Annotated in this window: 27 protein-coding genes; 20 read left to right on the top strand and 7 right to left on the bottom strand. The window is 58.4% G+C overall.

The features are described 5' to 3' along the window. The first annotated feature begins 54 nt into the window (after positions 1-54). The 4 genes from gap to thiE all read left to right on the top strand — a co-directional run bounded on the left by gap (position 55) and on the right by thiE (position 4,428). The gene (gene gap / locus KORLAC_RS05475) at positions 55-1,062 is read left to right on the top strand and encodes a type I glyceraldehyde-3-phosphate dehydrogenase (protein WP_068304147.1); all 1,008 of its coding nucleotides are present in this window, start codon (positions 55-57) and stop codon (positions 1,060-1,062) included. Between the two features lie 85 nt (positions 1,063-1,147). Further along, complete coding sequence (locus tag KORLAC_RS05470; protein ID WP_068304143.1) at positions 1,148-2,311, top strand: phosphoglycerate kinase; 1,164 nt, start codon at positions 1,148-1,150, stop codon at positions 2,309-2,311. A gap of 282 nt (positions 2,312-2,593) precedes the next feature. After that, positions 2,594-3,658 carry a class II fructose-bisphosphate aldolase gene (fbaA, locus tag KORLAC_RS05465; protein ID WP_068304141.1) on the top strand — a complete coding sequence of 355 codons (1,065 nt, stop codon included), beginning with the start codon at positions 2,594-2,596 and terminating at the stop codon, positions 3,656-3,658. A gap of 134 nt (positions 3,659-3,792) precedes the next feature. Next, the gene (gene thiE / locus KORLAC_RS05460; RefSeq protein WP_068304669.1) at positions 3,793-4,428 is read left to right on the top strand and encodes a thiamine phosphate synthase; all 636 of its coding nucleotides are present in this window, start codon (positions 3,793-3,795) and stop codon (positions 4,426-4,428) included. A gap of 42 nt (positions 4,429-4,470) precedes the next feature. On the opposite strand, the gene KORLAC_RS05455 is transcribed toward thiE, so the two are convergent. Continuing rightward, complete coding sequence (locus tag KORLAC_RS05455) at positions 4,471-4,953, bottom strand: DoxX family protein (RefSeq protein WP_068304139.1); 483 nt, start codon at positions 4,951-4,953, stop codon at positions 4,471-4,473. Positions 4,954-5,177: 224 nt separating this feature from the next. Between KORLAC_RS05455 and efp the strand changes: the two genes are divergently transcribed. From efp to KORLAC_RS05440, 3 genes are all read left to right on the top strand, one after another. Beyond that, a complete protein-coding gene (gene efp / locus KORLAC_RS05450) occupies positions 5,178-5,741 on the top strand; it encodes an elongation factor P (protein ID WP_068304137.1) in 564 nt (187 codons plus the stop codon). Between the two features lie 56 nt (positions 5,742-5,797). Beyond that, on the top strand, positions 5,798-6,616 hold the full coding sequence (locus KORLAC_RS05445; protein ID WP_068304135.1) for an inositol monophosphatase family protein: 819 nt from the start codon (positions 5,798-5,800) through the stop codon (positions 6,614-6,616). 177 nt (positions 6,617-6,793) lie between these two features. Continuing rightward, on the top strand, positions 6,794-7,495 hold the full coding sequence (locus KORLAC_RS05440; protein WP_068304130.1) for a glutathione S-transferase family protein: 702 nt from the start codon (positions 6,794-6,796) through the stop codon (positions 7,493-7,495). Between the two features lie 5 nt (positions 7,496-7,500). Here KORLAC_RS05440 and KORLAC_RS05435 read toward each other — a convergent pair whose 3' ends face one another. Beyond that, entirely contained in the window at positions 7,501-8,388 is an 888-nt protein-coding gene (locus KORLAC_RS05435) for an AraC family transcriptional regulator (protein WP_068304129.1), read from the bottom strand. Positions 8,389-8,647: 259 nt separating this feature from the next. On the opposite strand from KORLAC_RS05435, the gene KORLAC_RS05430 reads away from it, so the two are divergent. The 7 genes from KORLAC_RS05430 (at position 8,648) to KORLAC_RS05400 (ending at position 14,337) form a co-directional block, all read left to right on the top strand. After that, positions 8,648-9,871, top strand: a complete 1,224-nt coding sequence (locus KORLAC_RS05430; RefSeq protein ID WP_068304128.1) for a hypothetical protein — start codon at positions 8,648-8,650, stop codon at positions 9,869-9,871. Next, positions 9,871-10,965, top strand: a complete 1,095-nt coding sequence (locus tag KORLAC_RS05425) for a peptidoglycan -binding protein (protein ID WP_068304125.1) — start codon at positions 9,871-9,873, stop codon at positions 10,963-10,965. Before KORLAC_RS05430 ends, KORLAC_RS05425 begins: the two co-directional genes overlap by 1 nt. 53 nt (positions 10,966-11,018) lie before the next feature. After that, positions 11,019-11,300 (top strand): DUF6980 family protein, encoded by a 282-nt coding sequence (locus KORLAC_RS05420; RefSeq protein ID WP_068304123.1) that lies wholly within the window; start codon positions 11,019-11,021, stop codon positions 11,298-11,300. Positions 11,301-11,370: 70 nt separating this feature from the next. After that, positions 11,371-11,898, top strand: a complete 528-nt coding sequence (locus KORLAC_RS05415) for a GNAT family N-acetyltransferase (protein ID WP_068304121.1) — start codon at positions 11,371-11,373, stop codon at positions 11,896-11,898. A 15-nt stretch (positions 11,899-11,913) separates the two neighbouring features. Further along, positions 11,914-12,918 (top strand): serine hydrolase domain-containing protein, encoded by a 1,005-nt coding sequence (locus tag KORLAC_RS05410; RefSeq protein WP_068304119.1) that lies wholly within the window; start codon positions 11,914-11,916, stop codon positions 12,916-12,918. Between the two features lie 78 nt (positions 12,919-12,996). Continuing rightward, the gene (locus KORLAC_RS05405; protein WP_068304117.1) at positions 12,997-13,401 is read left to right on the top strand and encodes a hypothetical protein; all 405 of its coding nucleotides are present in this window, start codon (positions 12,997-12,999) and stop codon (positions 13,399-13,401) included. Between the two features lie 114 nt (positions 13,402-13,515). Further along, complete coding sequence (locus tag KORLAC_RS05400; RefSeq protein ID WP_068304115.1) at positions 13,516-14,337, top strand: formate/nitrite transporter family protein; 822 nt, start codon at positions 13,516-13,518, stop codon at positions 14,335-14,337. 31 nt (positions 14,338-14,368) lie between these two features. Here KORLAC_RS05400 and KORLAC_RS05395 read toward each other — a convergent pair whose 3' ends face one another. Further along, a complete protein-coding gene (locus tag KORLAC_RS05395; RefSeq protein WP_068304113.1) occupies positions 14,369-16,156 on the bottom strand; it encodes an ABC transporter transmembrane domain-containing protein in 1,788 nt (595 codons plus the stop codon). 210 nt (positions 16,157-16,366) lie between these two features. Between KORLAC_RS05395 and rpmE the strand changes: the two genes are divergently transcribed. Both rpmE and KORLAC_RS05385 read left to right on the top strand, forming a co-directional pair. Further along, complete coding sequence (gene rpmE / locus KORLAC_RS05390; protein WP_068304112.1) at positions 16,367-16,591, top strand: 50S ribosomal protein L31; 225 nt, start codon at positions 16,367-16,369, stop codon at positions 16,589-16,591. Between the two features lie 192 nt (positions 16,592-16,783). Beyond that, positions 16,784-17,242 (top strand): Hsp20 family protein, encoded by a 459-nt coding sequence (locus KORLAC_RS05385; protein WP_068304110.1) that lies wholly within the window; start codon positions 16,784-16,786, stop codon positions 17,240-17,242. A gap of 376 nt (positions 17,243-17,618) precedes the next feature. Here the strand turns inward: KORLAC_RS05385 and KORLAC_RS05375 are convergent, their stop codons facing one another. Next, positions 17,619-17,813, bottom strand: coding sequence for a DUF1192 domain-containing protein (locus KORLAC_RS05375; RefSeq protein ID WP_068304106.1), 195 nt, complete (start codon positions 17,811-17,813; stop codon positions 17,619-17,621). Between the two features lie 88 nt (positions 17,814-17,901). On the opposite strand from KORLAC_RS05375, the gene KORLAC_RS05370 reads away from it, so the two are divergent. Continuing rightward, the gene (locus KORLAC_RS05370) at positions 17,902-18,882 is read left to right on the top strand and encodes an NAD(P)H-quinone oxidoreductase (protein ID WP_068304104.1); all 981 of its coding nucleotides are present in this window, start codon (positions 17,902-17,904) and stop codon (positions 18,880-18,882) included. A gap of 211 nt (positions 18,883-19,093) precedes the next feature. Continuing rightward, positions 19,094-19,798, top strand: a complete 705-nt coding sequence (locus tag KORLAC_RS05365; protein WP_068304100.1) for a DUF1013 domain-containing protein — start codon at positions 19,094-19,096, stop codon at positions 19,796-19,798. Between the two features lie 72 nt (positions 19,799-19,870). On the opposite strand, the gene KORLAC_RS18640 is transcribed toward KORLAC_RS05365, so the two are convergent. Further along, the gene (locus KORLAC_RS18640; protein ID WP_074519394.1) at positions 19,871-20,038 is read right to left on the bottom strand and encodes a YdcH family protein; all 168 of its coding nucleotides are present in this window, start codon (positions 20,036-20,038) and stop codon (positions 19,871-19,873) included. A 156-nt stretch (positions 20,039-20,194) separates the two neighbouring features. Between KORLAC_RS18640 and KORLAC_RS05360 the strand changes: the two genes are divergently transcribed. Beyond that, on the top strand, positions 20,195-20,767 hold the full coding sequence (locus KORLAC_RS05360; protein ID WP_068304095.1) for a UbiX family flavin prenyltransferase: 573 nt from the start codon (positions 20,195-20,197) through the stop codon (positions 20,765-20,767). Between the two features lie 18 nt (positions 20,768-20,785). Here the strand turns inward: KORLAC_RS05360 and KORLAC_RS05355 are convergent, their stop codons facing one another. Then, entirely contained in the window at positions 20,786-21,259 is a 474-nt protein-coding gene (locus KORLAC_RS05355; protein WP_074519395.1) for a TIGR02444 family protein, read from the bottom strand. Positions 21,260-21,300: 41 nt separating this feature from the next. Here KORLAC_RS05355 and KORLAC_RS05350 point away from each other — a divergent pair, with 41 nt between their 5' ends. Then, a complete protein-coding gene (locus tag KORLAC_RS05350) occupies positions 21,301-21,498 on the top strand; it encodes a YdcH family protein (RefSeq protein ID WP_068304091.1) in 198 nt (65 codons plus the stop codon). Positions 21,499-21,524: 26 nt separating this feature from the next. Here the strand turns inward: KORLAC_RS05350 and KORLAC_RS05345 are convergent, their stop codons facing one another. Continuing rightward, the gene (locus KORLAC_RS05345; protein ID WP_068304089.1) at positions 21,525-22,265 is read right to left on the bottom strand and encodes a GGDEF domain-containing protein; all 741 of its coding nucleotides are present in this window, start codon (positions 22,263-22,265) and stop codon (positions 21,525-21,527) included. Positions 22,266-22,285 lie beyond the last annotated feature (20 nt).

Here is a 22,285-nt window from a genome sequence, read left to right as displayed (position 1 = left end):
CAAAGGCATATTTTAGCCCACCCGATCTTTTGACCCTACTGGAGGACCCCGCGGATGACTGTTCGTGTTTCCATTAATGGCTTTGGCCGCATCGGCCGTAACGTACTGCGCGCTATCTATGAAAGCGGCCGCACCGACATTAAAGTAGTTGCCATCAACGACCTCGGCGACGTTGATATGAACGCCTACCTTCTGAAGCGCGACAGCGTGCACGGCCCATTCCCGGGCGATGTTGCCGTTGACGGCGACAGCATTGTGGTAAACGGCGACCGCATCCGCGTAACTGCCATCCGCAACCCTGAGGAACTGCCATGGGGTGAGCTGGACGTAGACGTGGCCATGGAATGCACTGGCATCTTCACGGCTCGTGAAAAAGCCTCCATGCACCTGACGGCTGGCGCGAAGAAAGTGCTGATTTCCGCCCCAGGCGCAAACGCAGACAAAACCATCGTATATGGTGTGAACGACAAAACGCTGACAGCTGATGACAAGATCGTATCGAACGCATCCTGCACCACCAACTGTCTGTCGCCTGTTGCGAAGGTCCTCAATGACCTCGTGGGCATCGAGCGTGGTTACATGACCACTGTTCACGCCTACACTGGTGACCAGCCTGTTCTGGACACGCTGCACTCTGACCCACGCCGCGCGCGTGCCGCAGCCCTTTCCATGATCCCGACATCCACGGGCGCTGCGAAAGCTGTTGGTCTGGTGCTGCCAGAGCTTGCAGGCAAGCTTGACGGTTCCGCTGTTCGCGTACCAACGCCGAACGTTTCCATGGTTGACCTGAAGTTTGATGCCGGCCGCGCGACCACTGCCGAAGAAATCAACGCTGCGATCAAAGCGGCGGCTGAAGGCGAGCTCAAGGGCGTTCTCGGCTACGAGGACATGCCTGCGGTTTCCATCGACTTCAACCACAACCCGAACAGCTCCACGTTCGATTCGAGCCAGACCAAGGTTATCGACGGCAAGTTCGTCCGTATCCTGACTTGGTATGACAACGAGTGGGGCTTCTCCAACCGCATGTCTGACACTGCGGTTGCGATGGCCAAGCTGGGCTAAGGCCCGCACGGTTGATCAATATAAAGGGCGGCCCTTTCGGTCGCCCTTTTTTGTCTTAAGTGATTTGCATTCGGAGCATTTGAAAATGGCTTTCAAACGTATTTCTGACCTGGGCGACCTGACCGGCAAAACCGCCGTTGTGCGCGTGGACCTCAATGTCCCGATGGCTGATGGCAAGGTGACAGACGACACCCGCCTGCAGGCTGTCAAACCAACTGTGGACGCGATCGCTGCCCAGGGTGGCCGGTCTGTCCTTCTGGCGCACTTTGGCCGCCCCAAGGGGCAAGTGGTGCCTGAGATGTCCCTCAAGCCCGTTGTGCCTGCGCTCGCATCCGTTCTGGGGCGCAGCGTTGGTTTCGCAGAACTGGGCGATGATCTCCCCGCTGACGAAGTGGTGGTGATGGAAAATACCCGCTTCTTCCCGGGCGAAGAAAAGAATGATCCTGAGCTTGCGGCCAAGTTCGCGGCGCTGGGGGACGTTTATGTAAACGACGCTTTCTCGGCGGCGCACCGCGCGCACGCCTCCACGGAAGCTGTGGCGAAGCTGCTGCCGTCGGCGGCAGGCGAGACCATGGGTGCGGAACTCGAGGCGCTTGAAGCGGCCCTTGGTAAGCCTGAGCGTCCTGTTGTGGCCGTTGTGGGCGGTGCCAAGGTGTCATCCAAGCTGGCGGTGCTCGAAAACCTTGTGGCCAAAGTGGATCACCTGATCATCGGCGGCGGCATGGCCAACACCTTTCTGTTCGCGCAAGGCCATGACATTGGCTCCAGCCTGTGTGAGAAAGACCTCAAGGACACCGCGCTGAAGATCCTCGCGAACGCTGACAAGGCGGGCTGTAAGGTGCATCTGCCGACGGACGTTGTTGTGGCGCGTGAGTTCAAGGCCCATGCCGACAACGAAGTGAAACCGGCTGATGCGGTTGTTGAGGGCGAGATGATCCTAGACGCAGGCCCGGCCACGGTTGAGATGCTGGCAGGCGTGCTTGCGGAATCGAAAACGTTGGTGTGGAACGGCCCGATGGGCGCCTTTGAGATGGCACCGTTCGACATGGCGACTGTGGCACTGGCGAAGGCAGCCGGCAAGCTGACGGACGAGGGCAAGCTCCTGACCGTAGCAGGCGGTGGTGACACCGTCGCCGCCCTCGCGCACGCAGGCGTAAAGGAAAGCTTCACGCATATCTCAACGGCGGGCGGTGCCTTCCTGGAGTGGATGGAAGGTAAAGACCTGCCCGGCGTGGTTGCGCTCGGGTAAACCCAAGCCACTCTCGCAATGACCGAATCACCAAAGCCCCTGACCACCGGTCGGGGGCTTTTTTGTGCCCGCCATGCAGTACGAGTCGCGGGGGTCGAAAATTGGCAGCGCTGTCAATTTTGACCCCAGGCCAATCAGGCCCTAAACCCGCACAAAAAGTGGCTTTTTCGGCCCCGATGCGCGTTGCGTGGATAGGCCCATTTGTGTATCAAGGGGCCACTGAATTTGCGCCGACAGACGCGCGAAACTGAGGCCCCAATAAGCTGCGAAACAGGATTAACCATGAAACCAGGTGTTGTATTCGGCGACGACTATGCCGCTCTCGTCCAGAATTGTAAGGATAAGGGTTTTGCCCTCCCTGCTGTGAATGTCACCAGCACGAACACGATCAACGCGGTGATGGAAGCTGCGGCGAAAAACCGCTCTGACGTGATCATCCAATTCTCCAACAGCGGCGCACAATTCTATGCCGGCAAAGGCATGCCTGACGAATTTGGCGCGAAAGTGCTGGGCGCTGTATCGGCTGCCCGCCACGTGCATCTGCTGGCCGAACATTACGGCATCTGTGCCATCCTGCACACAGACCACGCCAACCGCAAGCTGGTGCCTTGGGTTGAGGCGCTGGTGGAAGAAAGCCGCAAGAACCTCAAACGTGAAGGCAAGCCGCTTTACACGAGCCATATGCTGGACCTCTCGGAAGAAGCCATCGACGACAACCTGGAGACCTGCGCGCGCGTGTTGAAGGATATGGCGCCGCTGGGCATGAGCCTGGAGATCGAACTGGGTGTGACCGGCGGTGAAGAAGACGGTGTCGGCTCTGACGTTGATGACGATTTCGAGAACCCTGCGCTCTATACCCAGCCGGAAGACGTGCTGAAGGCCTATGACCTCCTGACGCCGCTGGGGCATTTCTCCGTTGCGGCATCCTTTGGTAACGTGCACGGCGTCTACAAGCCGGGCAACGTCAAGCTGCGCCCGGAAATCCTGAAGCACAGTCAGGATCTGGTGATGGCGGAACGCGGCCTCACAGGCAACCCGCTGAACTTCGTGTTCCATGGCGGGTCGGGGTCCGAGAAAGCCAAGATCGAAGAAGCCGTGGGTTACGGCGTGTTCAAGATGAACATCGACACCGATACCCAGTTCGCCTTCTCCAAAGCCGTAGGCGAATATGTGAACGCCAACCAGGACGCCTTCAAATGGCAGGTGCACCCTGAAACGGGCCAGCCTTACAAGAAGCAGTATGACCCGCGCGCATGGCTCAGGAAATGCGAGCAGTCGATGGTTGAGCGCCTCAATGAGGCCTTCGCTGACCTGGGCGCCCAGGGCAAGACGATGGCTGACAGCTAAGACTGTCGCAAAGACTTCAGAGGAAAGGGGCATCAGCCCCCTTCTTCATTTTTTGAACCCTTTCCCTTTTCGTGCGCGCCAAAATAGGGCATACGCGGGGAAGGGTTTTTTCAATTTTACGAAGGGTGATTGCGGTGTCTGAAACAACGGAAGGCTGCCTCCTTTATCTGATCACGCCGGACCGGATCGACGATCTGGACGATTTCGCCATCAAGTTGGACGAGGCCTTGTCTGCGGGCGAAGTGGCCTGTGTGCAGTTGCGCCTGAAGGGTGTGGATGACGACACGATCATCAAGGCGGCGGAAAAGCTGATGCCGATCGCCCATAGCCATGACGCCGTTTTCCTGATCAATGACCGTGCTGACCTGGCGGCCAAGGTGGACGCAGACGGTGTGCACTTGGGGCAGGAAGACGGCGACGTGCCTTCCGCCCGCACGCTTCTTGGGCACGGCAAGGATATTGGCGTTACCTGCCACGACAGCATGCATCTGGCCTACAAGGCGGGTGACGAGGGCGCGAACTATGTTGCCTTCGGCGCCTTTTTCCCAAGCGACACCAAAGACACGGAATACCGGCCCGAAACCGATATCCTGAGCGTGTGGGATGAGGTAACCGAGCTGCCGTGTGTGGCCATTGGCGGCATCACGCCTGAGAATTGCCGCGAGCTTGCAGACGCGGGCGCTCACTTTGTCGCGGCCTGTTCCAGTGTGTGGAACCACCCGGAAGGGCCCGCCGCTGCCGTACGCGCCTTCAATGAGGCGCTGGCGTAACGCAGAAAAAGGGCCGCTTTTGCGGCCCTTATCAAATCTGACTTAGTATTTGATGCCCAGTTTGGCATCCAGGCTAAAGCGCCCGCCGCCTTTCACCACAAAGCTGGCCGCAAGCAAGGCCCACAGGATCGGGTATTCCCAGCCGCCGTCTGTCCAGAAGAAGCCGGCGCCGAAGTGGAAGGTCGAAGCCACCAGCAGCATCACCGTGATGGCGATGCCGGCAGACCGCGTGAACAGCCCAAGTGCAAGGGCAAGGCCCGCGAAAAATTCAACAGACCCCGCGCCGAGGGCGGCCAGATAGCCGTTCGAGAAGCCAAGCTGTGTCTGGAAGAACTGCCCGGTGGCTTCAAGGCCGTAGCCGCCGAAAGCGCCGAACAGCTTCTGCGCGCCGTGGGGCATAAGGAAGGCGCCTGCTGCCACGCGGACGGCCAGGTCGCCCACGTCTTTGAATTGGCCCACAAGGCCTTCAAGGGTTGGTAGGCCAAACGGGCCCGTATTGTCGGTTGTGTTGATTGCAGTTGTCATTGTTGGTCTCCTGATCATCGTGCTGTGGCCGCGCCGTGCGGCCCCGTGTTTTGCGTTGATCAGAAGGTAGCGTTCGCTGGAGTGTTTGAAAATTTCGTAATTTGGTATCCTGCGTTCGCAATTGTGCAACAATCACGCACAGCATTGCATCGCGCATGCGAACCTGATATACCGCGCGCCAACTTGTTCTTTGACACATTGATAGTTCTTGAAAGAGGTATGCCATGAAGATCGATGGTAACGCGATCCGTCCCGGTAACGTAATTGAACACAAAGGCGGCCTGTGGCGCGCTGTTAAAATTGCCCACACCCAGCCTGGTAAAGGCGGCGCATATCTGCAGGTTGAACTGAAAAACCTGCGCGACGGCACCAAGCTGAACGAGCGTTTCCGCTCCAGCGAGAAAGTGGACCGTGTCAGCCTTGAGCAAAAAGACTATCAATTCCTGTTCGCCGACGGCGACATGTATAATTTCATGAACCAGGAATCCTACGAGCAGATCGCTATCTCCGCTGAAGACATCGGCGATGACGCCGTCTTCCTGCAGGACGGCATGGTTGTTGTGATCGAATTCCATGAAGAGACTCCGCTGGGCGTCAGCCTGCCGGACAAGGTGACCCTCGAAGTGACCGAGACTGAGCCTGTTGTTAAGGGCCAGACGGCATCGTCTTCCTACAAGCCCGCGATCCTTGAAAACGGCCTGAAAGTTGGCGTTCCTCCGTTCGTAAACGCTGGTGACAAGATCATCGTGAACACGGTTGAGCGCGAGTATGCTGGCCGCGCTGACTAAGCCACGCCCGAGTTTCTAAAGAGTATTGAGTAAATCCCGAAAGATTGGAGAGCCCCATGGCCCGTCGTTCGCCCCTGATTAACGTGATGGTTGCCGCTGTCATGAAAGCAGCCCGTAACCTTCGCCGCGATTTTGGTGAAGTGGAACAGCTTCAGGTTTCCAAAAAAGGCCCAGCTGATTTCGTATCCGCCGCTGACCGCCGCGCTGAGCGCACCATCTATGAAGAGCTGAAACACGCTCGCCCCGATTTCGGCTTCCTGCTTGAGGAAAGCGGTGAAATTCCGGGCACCCGCGGTGACATCCGCTTCATTGTTGACCCGCTTGACGGCACCACCAACTTCCTGCACGGCCTGCCGCACTTCGCGCTGACCGTTGCTGTGGAAGAGCGCGGTGAAATCACAGCCGCCGTCACTTACGCACCGCTGACCGATGAGCTGTTCTGGGCTGAAAAGGGCCAGGGCGCTTACCTCAACGACAGCCGCCTGCGCGTTTCGGGCCGTGACAAGATGGAAACCGCGCTTCTGGCAACCGGCATTCCGTTCAAGGGCAAGGAAGGCCACATGGACTTCATGGCCGAGATGGCAGAATTCATGCCGTCTGTTGCCGGCATCCGCCGCTTTGGCGCCGCAACGCTGGATCTGGCCTATGTCGCCGCAGGCCGTTTCGACGGTTTCTGGGAAGCCAACCTGCAGCCTTGGGACATCGCAGCGGGCATCCTCCTGGTGAAGGAAGCCGGCGGCTATGTGACAGACATGAACGGCAAGGCCGACATGCTCAAGACCGGTAGCATCATCGCGGCGAACGACCGCCTACATGCACCGATCGAACGGGTGATCAAGCGGGCGCACCGCAAGCTGGCCCAAAACGCCGGTTAAAAAGCGTTCCAGAACAGATGATTGGCAAGGCCGTGGGGTTTGGTTCCGCGGCCTTTCTTTTTGTGCCGATGAAAGCCTTTCACAAATGTATGGAAGGCATGCAAACTTATTGGACGCAATTCCACAACCGGCCCTTACATATAGGGTCTTCCCACAAGCAGTGAGAAGGGCAAGGCTATGACAGATAAGTTGACCATTATTGGTGCTCCAATCTCCCCTTATGTCAGGAAGGTTCTGGCTATCCTGATTATGAAAGACTTGCCCTTCCGCTGCATTCCTCAGGTTCCATTTCTGGCCGATGACAATTTTACCCGCATCAGCCCGCTTCGGCGTATCCCGGTGCTCAAGCACGGTGATTTCACCCTGCCTGACAGCACAGCCATCATCCAGTATCTGGAGGAGGCCTTCCCCGATACGCCTGCGGCCTATCCCGGTGATGCCAAGGCCCGTGCGCGGGCGCGCTGGTTCGAGGAATATGCCGATGACCATTTTGGCCGGAACGTGATTTTCAACCTGTTTTTCCAGCGCGTGGTACGCCCGCGTGTGCTCAAACAAGAACCGGATCAGGCGCTGATTGACCAGACGCTGGAGAGCACCCTGCCGAACGCGCTCGATTATCTCGAAGGCGAAGTGCCGGCGGACGGCTTCCTGGCAGGCGACATCAGCGTGGGTGACATTACCATCGCGGCCATGATGAAAAACGCCTTTTGGGCCGGGTGGGAGATGGACGAAGATCGCTGGCCCGGCTTTGCTGCGTGGCTCAAGCGCACGTCCGACCATCCGGCACTCATGAAGGTCAACACGCTGGCGGATGAAATGATGGCCGTGCCCCCGACGGAGCATGAGGCCATCATGGAGCGCTTCCACGCCGCCGCCTGAAGCCTTCAGGCAGGCTCAAGCGGGATGTGGATGTACATCTCGGCGCCCTCGGCCCGTGGGTCGCGGTCATTGCTGTAAAGCGTATATTGCGGCCCGTCAGTGCGAACCCGGCCTGATTTCGGCAGCCACGATCCATAGATATAATTCTTGGTGTGCGCCAGCGTCTCCACCGGCCCGATATGGGTGAAGACGGCATAGTCGCCCGCGGGCACTTGGCGCAGGCTGGCGCCTTCGGGTAAGGGTGCGCCGTCACCCGCCACCGTGATCCCCGCCAGATACTCAATCTTGCCGTCCGCCTTGGCCTCGTCAGGCCCCAGGATTACCGATATCCGCCGTGTGCCCGGCCCGGTGGGGAGCGCACTGATGTGGCGCCCCAACGCCTGCCAAAGGCCGGGGATCACCTTCATATTGTCGGTATCCGGGTTCAGAAGCGGCACAACAAGGCCGGCGAAGCCTGCGGCGGTCAGGGCGGGCATATGTTTGATGGTGGGTTCCATGGTCATTCCTTCATATAGATGCGCGAGATACGCTGTCGTGATCCTGGGTTTGCGAGGAATGAGCCTGTCGGCCCTGTGGGTCGTGCGGAACGCCTGCGGATTGGTGCCAAAGGCGCGCCGGAAGGCCCGCGTGAACACTTCGGGCGATGCGAAATCGCAGGCAAGCGCGATATCGATCACCTTCCGGTCGGTGGTCAGTAACTGGCTGGCGGCGTGGGACAGGCGCCGGTGCTGGATATATTCCTTCACCGTGTCGCCCACCATGGCCCGGAACAGGCGCTGGAAATACCATTTCGACAGGCCAGCTTCGCGCGCAATGGCCGCCACCGTCAGCGAGGCAAAAAGATTGTCCTCGATATAGTCAACGGCGCGGTTGATTTGCGTCTGGTAACTCATGCTGTCCCCTGGTCGTCCCTGCTTATTCGCCCTGGCCGGTCCGGCCCGGTTTCCTCGGCGCTGACCATGCCCCGGCGCCTGCATCCGGTCTTGACGATTTGTGCGAAAGTTAGGCCTTAGCACCCCGGGCCGGTCAAGGGGACGGAAAAATCATGTAATTTGACCCATTTACAGCCACAATTCTGTCCTTAAACTAGAAGCACATTCATGCCATAACTGTTTGTGGTTATTTGATTTCCTGATGGGAGAGGCAGGCGAGATGCAGAAACCAACCAAGTTCCTTATGCGCATGACGCTGTTTGTGGTCGTTGTTCTCGCGCTCGGTGTGCTTCTCAAGGACTCGCTCATCGATGCCTTTATGGCCAACGTGGCGCTCAACGGGGTCATCCTGGGCACGCTGGTGATCGGCGCCATCTTTGCCTACCGCCGGGTGTTTGACCTCAAACCCGAAATCGACTGGATCACCGCCTTCAAGCGGAATGAAAGCGCAAGTTCCAGCGTGACGCCGCGCCTGATGGCGCCAGCTGCGTCGCTTCTGTCGGCGCAGGAAGAGGGCGGCATGCGCCTCTCCACGCTGTCGATGCGCTCAGTGCTGGACGGCATCATCTCGCGGCTTGAGGAAAGCCGTGAAATCAGCCGCTATTTCACCGGCCTCCTGATCTTCCTTGGGCTGCTGGGCACCTTTTGGGGGCTTTTGGGCACCATCGGCGCCATCGGCCAGACGATCAAGAGCCTGACGGTGGATGGCGGCGATATGGCCCTGATGTTCGATGAACTCAAGGCCGGGCTTGAGGCACCGCTTTCCGGCATGGGGACGGCCTTTTCAAGCTCGCTCTTCGGCCTTGGCGGCAGTTTGGTGCTCGGCTTCCTGGACCTTCAGGCCAGCCAGGCGCAGACGCGTTTTTACAACAGTGTGGAAGACTGGCTCGCGGGTGTGACGCACCTGTCGCGCAGTGAAATGAGCGAAGGCATGGCCAGCCCGAATGCCTATATGACGGCGCTGATGGAACAGACCGCCGACGGTATCGACCGGCTGCAGCGCACGCTGAAAAACAGCGAAGACGCCCGCGCGCAGGGCCAGCATACCATGACGGCCATTGCGGAATCGCTGGCGACGCTCGCAGACAAATTGGAGGCCTCCGACAAACGCCGCAGTGAAAGCGACAATACGGTCAAGGAACTGGCGGGTGCAATCGAGAAGCTGGCGGCCAGCCACAAGCCTGTGGAAATGCCGCCCATACCGCCCGCGATGGACGACGCCACCAAGGGTCATATCCGCAACCTGGATGTGGGCATCAAGCGGCTTATTGACGAGCAGGCGCGCCAATCCGACAATCTGGTGGATGAACTTCGGTCTGAACTCAAACTGCTGTCGCGTACCATTGCGGCGGCGTTCGACAACAGCAAGACCGGCCCAAGCAGCAGTGCACCCAGCCCGCAGCCCATAACCGCCCGCCGCGACGGTGAAGAGGACGAAGGCTGATGATCGGCTCTCGGCGGCGCATCGGGGGCGGCGGCCAGGACAATAGCTGGCCTGGCTTTGTGGACGCCTTGTCCACGCTGTTGATGGTGATCATCTTCCTTTTGTCCATGTTCGTGCTGGCGCAGTTTTTCCTGGGGCAGGCGCTCTCAGGGCGCGATCAGGCGCTGGCGGAACTCAGGGGGCAGGTGGCCCAGCTGGGCAATCTTCTCAAGATGGAAAAACAGTCCAACCAGGCGCTTAGGGACAGTATGGCGGAATTGTCCGCATCCCTCACGGCCGCCAACAAGGACCGCGATACCTTAAGCGCCGACCTTGAGGCGACAAAGTCGGCGCTTGCGGCCAGCGATGCACGCCTGGCCGAAATGACCGCCGCGCGCGAACGCTTTGAAGCCGATGCCACAGACCTGGCTGAACGCTTCAAGCTGGCTGATGACGCGCTGTCGGAAGAAAGAATCATATCGAAGCGCGCGCAGGAACAGGTCGCACAGCTTCAACGCAACATCACGGCGCTTCAGGAACAGCTGGGCCGGCTTGAGGCCGCGCTGCAGGCCAGTGAAGAGCGCGACCGCCGCAATCAGGCCGTGATCGTGGATATGGGCCGCCGCCTTAACCGCGCGCTGGCATCGAAGGTTGAAGAACTGGCGGGCTACCGGTCTGAGTTCTTCGGGCGGCTCAAGGAAGTGCTGTCGACCCGCCCTGAAATCCGGGTGGAAGGCGACCGTTTCGTGTTCGCAAGCGAACTCTTGTTCGCCTCCGGCAGCGCAGACCTGGGGCCTGAGGGCCGCGCGGAGATGCGCAAGTTCGCCGAAACCCTGATCGCCATCTCACAGGAAATTCCGCAGGAGCTTAACTGGATCTTGCGGGTGGACGGCCACACGGACAAACGCCCCATTTCAAACGCGCAATTCCGCAGTAACTGGGAGCTTTCAGCCGCGCGCGCCATCAGCGTGGTGCGGTTCCTGATTTCCGTGGGTGTGCCAGCTGACCGCCTGGCCGCCACTGGCTTCGGCGAACATCAACCCATCGACCCGGCCGATAACGTCTTCGCCTACTCGCGCAACCGCCGCATCGAAATGCGCCTGACGCAAAGGTAGGGAATAGGCAGCTTTTGGACCACGATAATTTTCTCGAATTTGGATGACAGTCGATGGAAGACCTGAGGGAGACCTATCAAGATTTTTTCTACTATCTTGATACTGTAAAAGTCGAAATTTCATATCTGCCGAAATTCAGGGAATTCCTCGTTAATTGTGTGGACGCGGACTCCGGAATCCTTCTCAAAAACTGTCCATGGTCTGGCAAAGCCTTTCCGTCCTCTCTTCGTGACAAATGGTTTGAGCTTCTTGAGGAAATGAACCTTGAAGCGGGCGAGGATGAAATCCCTGAAGAATTCCTCACCGATGAGTGGTGGAAGAAGCGAGGCTTATAAGGATAGTCGTCCGTGCTTTACTAGAAGCATACTTTCCGTATTGAGGTGCGCTTGGCGCAAAGGTTGATTGATGGATTACTCGTTTGAGACTGACCGCCTGACGGTTACCCATTGGCGCGCGGATCTAGCCGACCCTGAGGCGCGCCGGGCGCTTGAATTGACGCTGCCTGGCATCCTGGCGCCCGAGACAACGGCTTTCCTGCCACCCCATATGCAGCTTGGTGCTGCGGCAGAGGCAGCTACGTGGATCGATGCACGGGCGGCGGAATCGGACGTGTGTCTGGTGAAAACCCACGATGATATGCTGCTCGGGCTACTGATCCTGTTTGTAGCGGATGAGGACGAACGTATGGTGGTGCGCATCGGCTATCTCCTTGACCAGGCCCAGTGGGGCAAGGGGTATGCGTCAGAGCTGCTGGCGGGGCTCGTGGATTGGTGCAGGGGGCAAGTGCAATCCGGCGGCAAACCCATGGAGCTGATCGGCGGCGTCGAGGCCGACAACGGGGCCTCTATCCGCGTTCTGGAAAAGGCGGGATTTGCGCTCGAGGGTGACACCTCAACAGACACAAACAGATATTACCACCTGCAAGTGGAATAACGACCGGGGGATAGTATGCGGAATTTTGTGACGGCTGCCGTGATGGCCTTTGGTTTGGCCGCAGCGGCGCGGGCGGATGTGGTCGATGATATCGCGGCCAGGATGCGGGCGGGCGACTATAAGGGCATCACCGGCATGATGGTCAGCCAGGACGGCATGCTGCACGCGGAAGCCTACGCGCCCGGATATGGGGCTGACAAGCGCCACGATATCCGCTCCGCCACCAAAAGCATCACAGCGCTGCTGGTCGGTGAGTTGATCGAGGACGGGTCGCTCAAGTCCGTCAAAACGAAGCTTTCGAAAATCCTGCCAGACGATTTCAACCACATGCCGAAGGAAGACCCACGCCGCGATATCACGGTGGAGGATGCGCTGACGATGCGCACGGGCCTGGCCTGCAATGACTGGATACCCGCAAGCGTGGGCCAGGAAGACAAAATGTACAAAACCCGCGACTGGGGCGCGTTCCTCTGGGCCCTGCCGATGGCCTATGAGCGCGGTGAGCATTTCAGTTACTGCACCGGTGGCGTCGTGTTCCTGGGGCGCGTGATTGAAAAGCTTTCCGGCAAGTCTGTACCAGCGTATGCCGAAGAACGGCTCTTTGGCCCCATGGGCATTGAAGGCGCCAAGTGGGAAAAGACCCCCAAGGGCCATACCGACACAGGTGGGCACCTACGCCTGACGCTCACGGACCTGCACCGGCTGGGGCAGTTGGTGCAGCATGGCGGCGAGGGGCTCGTGGACCCCAAGTGGCTCAAGGAAGCGACGTCCGAGAAAACCCAGGTTTATGAGCGGAACGAGCGCTACGGCTATCTGTGGTGGCTGAATAGTGGCATTGTCAAGGAACAGCCCATCAGCCTCGTGTACGCCCACGGCAACGGTGGCAATTTCATTTTTGTTGTGCCAGAGCTGAAGCTGGTCGCCGCCTTCACCGGCAAGAACTATGGCGACCGCGCGCAGTTCATCCCCATGCAGCTGCTGACCCGCGAGATCATCCCGAGCCTGATCGAAGAGAAATGATTGCACCAGGGTCACGGACCCTGTAGTCAAGGCTGACTATAAAAAGCCCCGACAGAGGGCACTAAAAGGACAGCGACTATGCAACTTTCTTCTCTTCTTGGTGACAGGTTCACCAAGAGCCGCTTGGCCATTATCATTCTTTTGGCGGGCCTGCTCGTTTTCTACCATATTTCAACGGTCTATGACCTGTATCTGGGGGACGGCATGGCCGATCACCCGCTGATGATCCACATCCAGTCGGCATTGCGGCTTTCGATCGCAGCAAGCTTGATGCTTGTGGTTTTTGGCGTAAGGCGCGCGCTCTACGCCATGTGGCTGACGATTGGTGGGTTGGTGCTGACACAATATATCGTGCATTTTGGCGCGAATCCGCCAGAATTTGCGCTGGAGCGTTCAGCTTTTTCCTATCTGAGGGGGGTTATCTTCCCCGCCATCATCACGTTGCTGTTTCCTTACTGGAAGAGCACCGCAGACATAGCATAGTGCCATAACGGAAGGCCCCACCTCTTTCGGGGCCAACTGGCCACTTGATCTAGATCACATTCCCTTGAAACGAACTCTGTTATCCAGAGGCTGGACCGATTCTGGCTGGATAATATGTATCGCGATACGACACGACAAATGGCGGCGGTGGCCGTGCAGAAAATGGAGTACCTGAAGGCGCATCCCCTCGGGTTTTCCATCTCGACCATGATGGCGGGTGCCTATGTGGGCATTGGCATCATTCTTATCCTGACGCTTGGCAATGACGCCGAGCCCCTGTCGCGCAACCTGATCATGGGCTGCTTCTTTGGCATTACCCTGACGCTGATTGTCTTTGCCGGTGCCGAGCTGTTCTCGGGCCACACCATGTTCATGGCATTCGGGTATCTTTATAAAAGGCTGACAGCCATCCAGGTGATCTGTGACTGGGTGATCTGCTGGGGTGGTAACCTGTTTGGGGCCATGATGCTGGGCGTGCTCTTCACCCTTGGTGGCGGGGGCGGCTGGCTGGATGATCCGGCTAGCCTCGTGCATCAGATATCTGCGACCAAAGTGGAAAGCAGCATCACCGCACTGGTCGCCAGGGCGATCATCTGCAACTGGCTTATCTGCCTGGCCATCTGGATGACGGCCCGCACCATGAGCGATACCGCCAAATGCATCCTTATTTTCTGGTGCCTGTTCGCCTTTGTGGCGGCGGGGTTCGAGCATGGCGTTGCCAATATGACGGTCTTCACCATTTCGCTTCTGGGCACGCATGCTGACAGCGTGACCGTCTGGAGCGCCTGGTACAATCTGATCTGGGTGTCGGTGGGCAACATCATCGGTGGGGCCGGATTCATCGGCGTCGCCTATTATCTTACCGGCAGCCCAACGCAGTTCTCGCAAACAGACAGCGAGGAAGATGTCGAAGGCTCAGGCGCCAACCTTCACTAATGGGGCTGCTCTGCAGGCTTGGTAGACGCGCCTAGGCGGCATATTCGCCGAACTGCAGGTCTGCGAGGCGCTTATAGAGGCCGCCCTTGGCCACCAGTTCGTCGTGCGTGCCTTCGGCGACGATCTTGCCGTCTTCAAGCACGATGATGCGGTCCACCTTTTTGACAGTAGCAAGGCGGTGGGCGATCACCAGCGTGGTGCGGCCTTCCATCAGATGTTCGAGCGCTTCCTGAACCTTGAGTTCCGATTCGGCGTCGAGCGCACTTGTGGCCTCATCAAGAAGCAGGATCGGTGCGTCCCGGAGGATCGCACGGGCAATGGCGATGCGCTGGCGCTGGCCGCCCGACAGGCGCGTGCCGCGTTCGCCCAGGAAGGTATCGAAGCCGTTGGTGGCGCGCTCGACAAACTCGGTTGCCGCCGCAGCCTCAACCGCCTGCCGCACTTCCTCGTCCGTGGCATCCTGACGGCCATAGCGCACATTCTCGGCGATCGTGTCGGCGAAGATGATGGTGTCCTGCGGCACGAAGGCCAGATGCTCGCGGAAGGCTTTCGGGTCTGTCTGGGCGATATCCACGCCGTCCATCTTCACGGCACCCGATTGCGGGTCGTAGAACCTCAGGAGCAGCTGCAGCACAGTGGATTTGCCCGCGCCAGACGGGCCCACAAGTGCGACCGTCTCGCCCGCCTTCACATGCAGGTTGAAGCCTTCAAGGGCTGCCACGTCGGGCTTGGTCGGATAGTGGAACGTTACGTTATCGAAATGAATATCGCCTTCGATTTTAGCCGGCAATGCCCTGGGGTTGTCTGGCGCCTTGATCTTGGCTTCCGACGACAGCAATTCCGCCAGCCGCCCGGCAGCACCCGCTGCGCGCTGCAGCTCGCTGTAGACTTCCGAGAGCGCGCCGAAGGCACCGGCCACGAACACAGCCAGCATGATAAACTCAAGCATCTCGCCGCCGGTCATTGCGCCGGTCATCACATCCTGCGCGCCTTCGAAAAGCACCAGGGCGATGGCGGAAAAGATCATGAAGATCATGATGAAGGTCAGGCCTGCGCGCACCTGAATGCGGCGTTTGGCGGCAACGAAAGCATCATCAACCTGCTCACCGAATCGGCGGGCTTCGGTTTTTTCCTGCGTGAAGGCCTGCACAATATTGAGGGCCGAGAGCGATTCGCCGGCGCGGGCGCCCACATCGGCCACCTTGTCCTGGCTGGTGCGCGACAGGTTCCTTACGCGCCGCCCTACCACAATGATGATGCCGAGGAGGAGCGGGATCACCAGCGCGATATAGCCCATCAGCTTGGGCGACATGATGAACAGGCCAACGGTGCCGGCTACCGCAATCAGGAAGTTTCTGATCCACACAGACACGCTGGAGCCGACAATGGTTTGCACCAGCGTGGTGTCCGCGGTGAGGCGGGAGACGATCTCGCCGGGGCGGTTCTCTTCAAAGAACTCAGGCGACAGGGTGATCAGCCGCTCGTACACCGCTTTGCGGATGTCCGCGACAACCCGTTCGCCAATCCAGGTAACAAAATAAAAGCGGCAGGCCGTGGCCACAGCCATGACCACAACAATGGCTACAAACACCAGGAAATAGTCGTTCACCGCCTGGGCGTTGTCGTTTGAAAAGCCATTATCGACAATGTTGCCAAGAGCCTTTGGGACCACCAGTGTGGTTGCCGCCGCCACCAGCAGGAAGAAGCCGGCCAGTACCAGTTGGAGCTTGTAGGGCTTTACGAAAGTCCAAAGCGTCCTGAGGTTCGCGAGCTTGCCCTTTGGCGGTTCGTGCTCGCGGCGGATGGTACTGTCTGACATGGATGCTCCCTTGGCTTATGTTTGTGCTGATATAGGGAATTGGGCGCCATAATCCAATCAACGATTTTGACTTTGTTATAATGCGCCTGTGCAACATGTGGGAAGGACGCGGCATATTATTTTCACCACTGAGGGCAAAAAGCGTAGAAACAGCCTTGCATTCGTTGAAATATTGACCTATACGGACGCCTCGTTTTCGGAGGTAAGACCATGAAACAAGAAATTCATCCCGACTACCACAACATCAAAGTGGTAATGACTGACGGGACGACTTTTGAGACCCGCTCTACTTGGGGCTCGGAAGGCGACACCATGACGCTTGAGATTGATCCTAAGTCGCACCCAGCTTGGACTGGTGGCGTTCGTCAGGTTCTTGAAGGTGGCCGTGTGGCTAAATTCAACAAGCGCTTCGGTAGCCTGTCGCTCAAGAAGTAAGTCGTTCTCGACATTCGAGTTTTTCGGAAAAGGCGTCCAGTTTGGGCGCCTTTTTCATTTTCTGCTCTTGAAGGCCAAAAACTCCTCCCCACATATGATTTGTCCGGTCGCCGAATTCGGGGCCAGACAGTGAACCGACCCGGCATTTATGCGGGTCACGTAAAATCAGTCGCTTCAATTGGAGGACATGACATGAGAAATTTTGACCTTACCCCCCTTATGCGCAGCACCGTTGGCTTCGATCACCTGAGCCGCTTGCTCGATTCGGCCCTGACATCAGAAGGTGCAGCCGCGTATCCGCCCTACAATATTGAAAAGCTGAGCGAAGATGATTACCGAATCACCATGGCGGTGGCCGGTTTCGCTCCCGATGAACTGAATGTCACCGTTCAGGAAGGCACGCTCTATATCTCCGGCAAGGGCCGTGAAGAGGAAGAAGAGCGCCGTTTCCTGCACAAGGGTATCGCAAAGCGCGCCTTCGAGCGCCGCTTCGAGCTTGCGGAAACCATCCGCGTTGGTGACGCCAAGTTTGAGAATGGCCTTCTCGAGATCGAACTGAAGCGCGTGATCCCTGATCACAAGAAACCGCGTCAGGTCGAGATCCGCTCTACGGACGCGAAGATGAAGACCATTGAGGCAGACGCCGCCTAAGGGCGCGTCAACTCTAGCGCCCTGACCCCTTCCGGGGCGCTAACCTCCCAGTTTCCTCCACGACTCCTCGCTGTCGTGAACCTGACGTGAGGGCCGGGCATTCCTCCCCCCAAAGCTCCTGGCTCTCACGGCTTTTTGCTGCAAATCGGACAAAAGTCCCTCGGCTACGCCTCAGTGTACTTTTGCCCGGGGCTCAATATGAAAAACCGACCCTCGAAGCGGTTCTTCGGGCCTGTTTTGCTCATTGTCTTGAAATCCGCCTCTGGCGGATTTTTCATGTAAAATTTGGAAACAAGGCGAAGAGCCGCCTCGAGGCTTGTTTTCGCCTTGTGGCTACTGAAGGAAAGTACATTGAGCGTTAGCGAAGGACTTTTCTTCAACTCTTAAAGAAGGCCTCAGCCGCTGCCTTGCTTGAACCCTTGGAGTCGAGTTCGCCCTTGGTGCGGGTGATTTCTGCTTCAAGCCGGCTGATGCGTTCCTCAAGTTCATGGGCGCTCAGGGTGGACAGGTCTTCCTTCTCGACCGCCGTCAGCGGACTGTCTTTCTTGATCGGGAGATCGTCAAAATCCATGGCATGTGCCTCCTGCCTTTTTTCACCTTTTAACTTGTATTCCTGCCTATCGCCCACAGATACTTTAGGCAAGCAGGGAGATGACTTTATGAAAGCGATTGAGATTACCACACCGGGCGGGCCTGAGGTCTTGAAACCGTGTGAGCGCGACAACCCGGCGCCGGGTGCGGGTGAATTGCTGATCCGGGTGATGGCGGCAGGCGTGAACCGGCCAGATGTGGTGCAACGGCAGGGCCGCTACCCCGCACCACCGGGTGCCAGCGATATTCCGGGCCTTGAGGCCGCGGGCGAAGTCGTGGCGCTGGGGGACGGTGCTGAAGGCTTCAAGATCGGCGACAAGGTCTGTGCCTTGGTGCCGGGGGGCGGCTACGCCGAGCTGTGCACCGCCAATGCCGCCTCAGTCATGCATGTGCCGAAGGGCTTTTCAATGGTGCAGGCAGCGGCGATCCCCGAAACCTATTTCACTGTATGGTCGAACCTGTTTGACCGGGCCGGTCTGACGGCGGGCGAAACACTTCTGGTGCATGGTGGTTCGTCTGGCATCGGCTCTACGGCCATCCAGCTCGCGAAGGCTTTCGGCGCCAGGGTCATCACCACCGTGGGTAACGCCGAGAAGGCTGAGTTCTGCAAGAAGCTGGGCGCTGACGTGGTGGTGAACTATCGCGAGGGCGACTATGTCGAGGCCGTGAAAGACTTCACGGAAGGCACGGGCGTGAATGTGGTGCTGGATATGGTGGGCGGTGATTATATCGCCAAGAATATCGAGTGTTTGGCGGTTGAAGGCAGGCATGTGTCCATCGCCTTCCTGCAGGGGCCGCAGGTGACCATGAACATGCTACCGGTAATGCTGAAGCGGCTGGTGCTGACGGGCAGTACGCTTCGGGCGCGGGACAATGCCTTCAAGGGCGCGATCGCCGCGAACCTGCAGAAGCATGTCTGGCCACTGATGGAGGCAGGCAAGGTGGCACCTGTGATCGATTCGACCTTCCCGCTGGATCAGGCCGCAGACGCCCATGCCCGCATGGAAACAAGCCTCCATATGGGCAAGATCATGCTTGAGGTGGCCTAAGCGGGGCCAAAGAGCGGAAAAGCGGTCAAATTGAACCAGAAATCTGTTCAGGGCGCCATTATTCGCCATGACAGGGGCTTTTTGACCTGTTACACATGGGGCGGGAGGAATTTCTCTCCCCCCTTTCAGGAAAACATGGATCCAGAGAGGGCAGGTAAGCGGTACCGCTTATCTGGGCGAAGAGGAATTTCCGTAAACAAGGGATAACGGGATGACACAACCTTTGATGCCGATGGCCACCGCTGTATGGCTGGTGGATAACACGGCGCTAACATTCAAGCAGATTGCCGAATTCTGCCAGTTGCACGAACTTGAAGTTCAGGGCATTGCAGACGGCACTGTTGGTACGAATATCGTTGGCCAGGACCCGACTGCGAGCGGCCAGCTGACGTGGGACGAAATCAATCGTTGCCAGGCAGACCCAAAGGGTGCGCTTGTGCTGAGCGAAGACGATGTGAAAGCGGTGCCGCGCACCAAGGGCCCGCGTTATACGCCGGTGTCCAAACGCCAGGACAAGCCAGACGCCATCGCCTGGCTGGTGCGTAATCACCCAGAGCTTTCGGACCTGCAGATCAGCCGCCTGGTGGGCACCACCAAGCCGACGATCTCTGCGATCCGCGAGCGCAGCCACTGGAACATCCAGAACATCAAGCCGCAGGACCCGGTAGGTCTGGGCCTGTGTAAGCAGCTTGAGTTGGACGAAGCCGTGCGTCAGGCCGCAGCCCGCCGCGACAAGGCTGCTGCCAAATCAGGCGAAAAGCCTGCAGAGGCTGCGCCCGTAGAGGCGCCGGTTGAAGCCCCTGTTGTAGAAGCGCCAGCTGAAGAAGCTCCTGCGAAGGAAAAAGAACTGACTGCCGCTGACGTGTTCGGTGAAGAGCCAGCAGCGGACGCTGACGAAGAAGCTGACAAAGAATAAGGCCCACGCTAACTGGGCAAACAAAAAGCGCGAGGACTTGCCTCGCGCTTTTTTTGTTAAGCTTGTCTGCCCTTAGTGTCTGACCAGGCGGGTCATTTCCTCTTTCAGGCGGAGTTTCTGCTTTTTAAGCTGTGCTATTCGTATGGTATCGGGGCACGGCCTGTGTTCTTCCCGGGTGATGATCTCTTCAATTTCAGCATGTTTCGCGTTCAAGGTATTCACATGCGACTGTAGGTTCATTCCCGCACTCCTCTTCATTACGATTTTAAGACAGCATTATGAGACCAAATGAAGGGGCTCTTGTCACGGAAAAGATTTGCGCCCGAGCACTTGTCCTGTATCTTCGGGCACTTAGCAAATCGCGGAAAACCCCCGTTTGAAGGATTGTTGCGCCAAATGGCAGAGACTCGAAAGAAAAGGCTGATTATTGCCATCACGGGCGCTAGTGGTGTGGCTTACGGTGTCCGCGCGCTTGAGCTTCTGAAGGGGCTGGATGTTGAGCGCCATCTGGTGATGTCAAAGGCGGGTGAACGCACGCTTCTGGAGGAAACCGACTATAGCGTGCGTGACGTGCAGGCCATGGCGGATGTGCTCTATCCGGCCAAGGATATCGGCGCCGCGATCGCCAGTGGGTCCTTCCGCACCATGGGCATGCTGATTGCGCCGTGTTCGGTCAAGACCATGGGGGAAATCCGCACCGGGATCACCTCCAGCCTGGTCAGCCGGGCGGCCGATGTGATCCTCAAGGAACGCCGTCGGCTGGTGCTGATGGTCAGGGAGACGCCGCTGCATACCGGACACCTCAGAACCATGACGGCGCTCAGTGAAATGGGGGCGATCATCGCGCCGCCCGTCCCCAGCCTCTATGCCAAGCCCACAAGCATCGATGACATGGTCACCTACACGGCGGCCCGCGCGCTGGACCTGTTTGATCTGGAGGTCGAAGGCCTTAACCGCTGGGGTGAATAACCGCCTTCATGCAGGCCTTCATTCAGGCATATTGGGCGTCTTCAGCTTGGCCCCGCAAATCTGCAGGTAGCTGCTGACACAGGGCCACACGTCCCGCGCGTGGCTGGACTTGAGCGGCGGTTTGGTCAGGCACTTCAGAAGCGCCCGCTGCTCCTGCTGTTCGGCTTCAAGCTCTTCGGCCTTGGCGTCCTCATAGCCGTCCTGGCCCTTGAGGGCGCGCCGTGCCATGCGGAGCGGCGCCAGCTTTTCCTCCTGCCACCAGCTGGCGGCTTCCATCAGCAAATCCCAGTCGTCAGCCACCGGGCGAACACTATTGTCATCCATCCACAGGCACAAAAGCAGCAGGTTTACGTCCGCGCCCAGGCTGTCCTGCGCATCAAGGCAGGCTTCCTGCATCGATGCATGGCTATAGGTACGGCAAGTGAAGTCCCAAAAATCGTCAGGCGAAGGCCAGCGGGTCGATTGCTGTGCTTCTATGTCGGCATTTGTCATGCTATAACCACCGCAATTCTAATGAGTTTTGGGGCCAGTATATGGATGAAGATGCCATCAGGGAGCAAATTTCTGCCCTCATGGAGGAGCACCGCGACCTGGATGATGCCATCACGGCAGTACAACGCGCCGGTACGTTCGATCTTTTGCAAGTGCAGCGCATGAAGAAGCGCAAGCTTCTTCTGAAGGATGAGATTGCGAAACTGCGTAATATGCTGGTGCCTGATATCATCGCTTGAGGCATAGCCCCTTGAGCAGGGAGCCCTTAGCGTGGCTCGCTGTCGCCCTTGAGTTCCCGCTTGTTTTCATACATGGCCTTGTCCGCCTTATCGAGCGCGTCATGCGGCTCGTCGCCCTGGCGGAAGGTATAGGTGCCGAAGGCCATGCTCATCTTGATGGTCTCGCCGCCAATCACCAGCGGCGTGTCGGCAATGGTCTGCGCCAGTGAAGCTGCCTTGTCGTGTCCCACCTGTTCGTCAGCCTGCGCCAGGATCACGCCAAACTCGTCGCCGCCCAGGCGGCCAATCACATCGGTGCCGCGGACATTGTCCACCAGCGTGCGGGCCACATGAAACAGGGCCTTGTCGCCAGCTTCGTGGCCATATTTGTCGTTGATCAGCTTCATGTCATTGAGGTCAATGAACATCAGCGTTGAAGGCGTGCCGTAGCGTTCCGCGAAACTGATCATGCGGTTCAGCTCGCGCACAAACGCCCGCCGGTTCGGGATTGGCAGAAGGGCGTCCGTGTCGGCCACATCTTCCATTTCCCTGAGGCGCCGGTTGGTGGCATCCAGTTCGCGCCTGAGCTTGTCCACCTCTTCCATCAGCGACATGATCGCCTGCTGGACGCGCGGCGTCATTTCCTCAGGGGGAATAGTGGTAACCTGTACGGTGTCATTAATTTCGCGTGGCGCGGACGTTTCAGTCGCGCTGCCGGTCGCCCCCGTTTTGCGCACTGGGCGCGTCGGAGCGGTACGCGTGACGCCGGGTGTATTGGTTATTTTCATACAAGACCCTGTACCGGTTA

This window comes from Kordiimonas lacus (assembly GCF_001550055.1).
Lineage (GTDB): Bacteria > Pseudomonadota > Alphaproteobacteria > Sphingomonadales > Kordiimonadaceae > Kordiimonas > Kordiimonas lacus.
The sequence above is the reverse complement of the archived record's forward strand: the minus strand, read 5'-3'. Positions and strand labels throughout refer to the sequence as shown.

Coding starts and splice junctions, on each gene's coding strand:
- gap (WP_068304147.1), top strand. CDS start 55: ATGACTGTTCGTGTTTCCATTAATGGCTTTGGCCGCATCGGCCGTAAC.
- KORLAC_RS05470 (WP_068304143.1), top strand. CDS start 1,148: ATGGCTTTCAAACGTATTTCTGACCTGGGCGACCTGACCGGCAAAACC.
- fbaA (WP_068304141.1), top strand. CDS start 2,594: ATGAAACCAGGTGTTGTATTCGGCGACGACTATGCCGCTCTCGTCCAG.
- KORLAC_RS05455 (WP_068304139.1), bottom strand. CDS start 4,953: ATGACAACTGCAATCAACACAACCGACAATACGGGCCCGTTTGGCCTA.
- efp (WP_068304137.1), top strand. CDS start 5,178: ATGAAGATCGATGGTAACGCGATCCGTCCCGGTAACGTAATTGAACAC.
- KORLAC_RS05445 (WP_068304135.1), top strand. CDS start 5,798: ATGGCCCGTCGTTCGCCCCTGATTAACGTGATGGTTGCCGCTGTCATG.
- KORLAC_RS05440 (WP_068304130.1), top strand. CDS start 6,794: ATGACAGATAAGTTGACCATTATTGGTGCTCCAATCTCCCCTTATGTC.
- KORLAC_RS05435 (WP_068304129.1), bottom strand. CDS start 8,388: ATGAGTTACCAGACGCAAATCAACCGCGCCGTTGACTATATCGAGGAC.
- KORLAC_RS05430 (WP_068304128.1), top strand. CDS start 8,648: ATGCAGAAACCAACCAAGTTCCTTATGCGCATGACGCTGTTTGTGGTC.
- KORLAC_RS05425 (WP_068304125.1), top strand. CDS start 9,871: ATGATCGGCTCTCGGCGGCGCATCGGGGGCGGCGGCCAGGACAATAGC.
- KORLAC_RS05420 (WP_068304123.1), top strand. CDS start 11,019: ATGGAAGACCTGAGGGAGACCTATCAAGATTTTTTCTACTATCTTGAT.
- KORLAC_RS05415 (WP_068304121.1), top strand. CDS start 11,371: ATGGATTACTCGTTTGAGACTGACCGCCTGACGGTTACCCATTGGCGC.
- KORLAC_RS05410 (WP_068304119.1), top strand. CDS start 11,914: ATGCGGAATTTTGTGACGGCTGCCGTGATGGCCTTTGGTTTGGCCGCA.
- KORLAC_RS05405 (WP_068304117.1), top strand. CDS start 12,997: ATGCAACTTTCTTCTCTTCTTGGTGACAGGTTCACCAAGAGCCGCTTG.
- KORLAC_RS05400 (WP_068304115.1), top strand. CDS start 13,516: ATGTATCGCGATACGACACGACAAATGGCGGCGGTGGCCGTGCAGAAA.
- KORLAC_RS05395 (WP_068304113.1), bottom strand. CDS start 16,156: ATGTCAGACAGTACCATCCGCCGCGAGCACGAACCGCCAAAGGGCAAG.
- rpmE (WP_068304112.1), top strand. CDS start 16,367: ATGAAACAAGAAATTCATCCCGACTACCACAACATCAAAGTGGTAATG.
- KORLAC_RS05385 (WP_068304110.1), top strand. CDS start 16,784: ATGAGAAATTTTGACCTTACCCCCCTTATGCGCAGCACCGTTGGCTTC.
- KORLAC_RS05375 (WP_068304106.1), bottom strand. CDS start 17,813: ATGGATTTTGACGATCTCCCGATCAAGAAAGACAGTCCGCTGACGGCG.
- KORLAC_RS05370 (WP_068304104.1), top strand. CDS start 17,902: ATGAAAGCGATTGAGATTACCACACCGGGCGGGCCTGAGGTCTTGAAA.
- KORLAC_RS05365 (WP_068304100.1), top strand. CDS start 19,094: ATGACACAACCTTTGATGCCGATGGCCACCGCTGTATGGCTGGTGGAT.
- KORLAC_RS18640 (WP_074519394.1), bottom strand. CDS start 20,038: ATGAACCTACAGTCGCATGTGAATACCTTGAACGCGAAACATGCTGAA.
- KORLAC_RS05360 (WP_068304095.1), top strand. CDS start 20,195: ATGGCAGAGACTCGAAAGAAAAGGCTGATTATTGCCATCACGGGCGCT.
- KORLAC_RS05355 (WP_074519395.1), bottom strand. CDS start 21,259: ATGACAAATGCCGACATAGAAGCACAGCAATCGACCCGCTGGCCTTCG.
- KORLAC_RS05350 (WP_068304091.1), top strand. CDS start 21,301: ATGGATGAAGATGCCATCAGGGAGCAAATTTCTGCCCTCATGGAGGAG.
- KORLAC_RS05345 (WP_068304089.1), bottom strand. CDS start 22,265: ATGAAAATAACCAATACACCCGGCGTCACGCGTACCGCTCCGACGCGC.